This is a genomic window from Pseudomonas sp. UYIF39 (genome assembly GCF_029963765.1).
In the GTDB taxonomy this organism is placed as follows: Bacteria; Pseudomonadota; Gammaproteobacteria; order Pseudomonadales; family Pseudomonadaceae; genus Aquipseudomonas.
This window is the reverse complement of record NZ_JALBYU010000062.1, coordinates 1-3,522: the sequence shown is the minus strand read 5'-3', so window position 1 is coordinate 3,522 and position 3,522 is coordinate 1. Positions and strand designations below refer to the sequence as shown.

General features: G+C 51.6%; 1 protein-coding gene and 1 pseudogene. Both read right to left on the bottom strand.

Annotated elements, in window-relative coordinates:
* Positions 1 to 51 precede the first annotated feature (51 nt).
* Positions 52 to 798, bottom strand: a pseudogene (locus tag MO767_RS30780) (MFS transporter); the annotation flags it as partial.
* Positions 799 to 1,342: 544 nt separating this feature from the next.
* Positions 1,343 to 2,866 carry a hypothetical protein gene (locus tag MO767_RS30775; RefSeq protein WP_282483611.1) on the bottom strand — a complete coding sequence of 508 codons (1,524 nt, stop codon included), beginning with the start codon at positions 2,864 to 2,866 and terminating at the stop codon, positions 1,343 to 1,345.
* Between the last annotated feature and the right edge of the window lie 656 nt (positions 2,867 to 3,522).

The window sequence follows — 3,522 nt, the reverse complement described above, 5'->3', positions numbered from 1 at the left end:
TCTGGCGAGCATTCTCGCCTAAATGGGTGTCCGGAATCATTAGACCACTACATAACCGATGTAGTTGAAAAAGGTTACCAGGCTGCCCATCAGCAAGAATGCTTGAAGGAAGAGGAGGCGCAATGCCGAATTTTGGAAGTGGAGAAGAAACCCTCCCACTAAATTTTTCGTGTTGATCGCGCGCGGTGTGAAGTGCCTGGACTCCGGCAAATAGCGCCAGAAAAGTACTGCGGCAACCACACCAAATATGCCTATCGCACCCACGGCCATGCGCCATGATCCGTACTCCAGAATCAGGCCACTGGCCAGGCGTCCTGACATACCTCCAATCGCACTGCCGCCAATGTATAAGCCGATCGCGACGCCTATGTTGCGAGGATGTATCTCCTCACTCAGGTAGGTCACAGCAAGCGCCGTTATGCCGCTAAGCGACAATCCGAGGAGCGCACGCATCACTAGCAAGCTTTGCCAGTTTGGCATCATCATCGATGCCAGGATCGTGCATAGCGCAGCCGCCATCAATGCAACCACCATCACGGGCTTTCGACCTAAGGCATCTGAAATTGGGCCAGTAAAAAGGAGGCCAATTGCCAAGGTAATGGTTGAAACAGACAGGATGAGACTGCTCTGGGCTGCACTGATTGAAAAAGCCTCTGACAGAGCAGGCATCATCGGTTGAACGCAATAAAGCAGAGCAAAACTGGAAAACCCACCTGCTAGAAGTGCCCATGAGGTTCTACGAAACTCAGGGGTTCCTGTCTCGATGTATCCCGAGGCAGCTGGTAAGTCCGATGGCACTTGGTTTTGCTGAAGGGAAGAGGAGGAGGGGATGAGTACTTTCGAGACAGCTGTCACGTTCAATTCCGCTAGGTAACCGAGGATGCATCACATAGCGAGCCGGACGTTGCCGGCTCGCGCAGGAGTCAGTAGATAACCGACTCCACGATGGGCTGATTGTCACGTATGCGCTCATAACCCAAGGGCGACAGATCCAGGGACGATTTACGCAGCCCTGGCCGCCCAGATGCCGTGGTAGCGCTTTGTGTCAACGACATCGAGGACATTGCCTAAGAACTAGAATTGCCCCCCAGGCCCATCCAGTTTTCGGGCTATGCGTTGGTTAGCCGTCGAATAAACGGCCGGCAAAGGTGAGCCGAGATAGCCTCGAAGCGCTGTACTTCATCACGAAACCTACTCGGCCGCCGGCGAGGGGGGCGTGCTCGCTGAATACGATGAGCACTAGAGTGCGTTCTATCAGCGTGATGGCAGGGGCCGAGGAGGGGGACTTATCCGGTCATCCACTACCGAAGGACGTCTTTCACGACTCATTTAGCTAGCAGCCCTAGTCCAGCAGGCCAGAAAAAATATTAAGCTTGACCGATTCAATCACCAATAACGAATTACAAACGTTATCGCACCAGTCCATGATTCGGCCTGCCCGAATGATCCTTGCTTGATCTCCGCCAGAGATTCGGACAAACGGAGCCCAATCTGGATTTGGCAGTACGCCTGTAACTCCCACACCCAGCCTTGACTGCCCATAATTGCCAGTCCAGCTCGAAGGTGGTAGGAGACAGAATTCGTAAAACTCCCGAGCATCAAGCGGGGCCAACGAGTAGAAGCTTTTATGTTTGATATAAACTGACCACAGTAGCAATTTCTCAAGTGCCACCAGCTTTAACCGATCAGCACTACATGATCGGTATGCCCGAAGTACCTCTAAAGACTCCAGTGCAATCTTGAAACGATTAGTTGGAAAAAACCCTGATATATAGGCTTGCCCCTGAGCCGATGAAAGAAGGAGTACCTCTCTTTGTTGCATACCAAATAATGGAGACGGGCGCTCCTGCGTATGATAACCAGTGTCCAGACCCGCATGGTCTTGGTGATCGACAGACCCAAGTGCTTTCGAAGCCTGCTTACGCTTCCAACTCAATCGGTACTGGCGCGAGCTTTCGCTTCTTGAGATACGAGCTTGTGCTGGCGTATCAAGTTGAGTGATACGAAAACCCACGGCTCGAGCAAGCAGTTGGCTAGGAGAGCGTCCCAACCCCGGCATTTTGGGGAGTCTCCACATTAGCTTGCCGAGCAAGGATTCCGTGAGTATTGGATCGCTTTCGTCCGAGGAAGGTATGGAGCTCAAGCCCAGACCATGCCTGTATCTGATTATCGAGTCTATGAGGGCCTGAGGGATCGCGATGTTGTAGCCACGAAGATGACCTCGCATGATGAAGCGCGGATCGCTGGAACCTATCGATGAAAAGCACGCCATTGAAAAGTGACTACGCTCTGAGCGCCACTCTTTGAAGCTGAGGTAAAGGTGATAGCAGACCGAAAACACGAACAAACTACGCTCAGAAACCTTAGTGGCTGGCGTCAGGTCTGTGAGGTATTGAAGGTATTGCTGGGCTTGGGAGTCATCATGGCTACTGAACGGCGCTCGCGGTGCTTTATAAAGCTCGGAGCTTGACAGCCTGGGCTGTACACCTGAGTCCGAGCTTAAATACTTGAAGAATCGGTTAGTCACGTATCCAAGTACCGGATCTGCGATCGACTGTGCGAATGGCTTCCAATCTTCGTTATGGCGTTCGGTACCTTCATTGATGACAAATCTTGCCTTCCGAGCGCCAACCCAGGCCACCGGGGGCCGCGCGCAGAAGGATCTAAAGTCCCTGAGATCTTGTGCGGCAAAGTCGCTCAATGGCTTCCTTGCGATGCAAATCGCCCAGAGGACGAATTTTTCGAGGGACAACATGATGCTTGATTTACTGCGGATAGAAGCAGAAAGGGTATCGGCGTAGCGACAAAAATGCTCGTAGGTTTCGACTGCGCCTGTTTCGGCTGGGTACGAGGACAGGTAGTTCAAGATCAGGGTCGATTGGGATGTGGATGGCTCGTCGGCCCCGGCGTTACAGTTGGCTTTGGCACGATGTGCGGTTTCACCACGGTCTGTCAGGATTGATCTCGGGAACACCTTTACGTCCTTGAAGAGGTCGTTGTGAACTATGCACCGGCATCAATGTAGCGAAGTTAGCAGGTTTGGCAATCCTAAAAGACGAGCGCATGGCTAAGCGCAATATTTTTCCGTTTTGGTTACGACAGCAACGCCCAGCCGCCGAAAATGCGTTTCTAAAAAAAGTAGGAATTTCAAAGGTTAAGAGTGGCGGAAATTGGAGTCGAAAAATTTTTCCGTTTTGGTTACGACAGATAAGGACGGTACAAAAGTGGGATTGCGTCGACCAAGCCCCTGAACGTTCCGTTTTGATCCCGACTGTAGTCGGCCCGCATCTCAGGTATTACATGAGCTGTCAGGAGCAACACGTTGAGTAATAATCGTTTCCGGTGATGCGACAGGAATCCGTTTTGTTTTCAACGTTTACAAAGGCAGGGCATTCCGGTTAATTAGCGACGCTGACATGACAACCTTGGAAGAAGTTCCACTCAGACACATAATTTAACATAATATACATTATGCGAACCATCCTATACGGACGTGGGAGCGTGTGGTGGTCAGATTTGAAG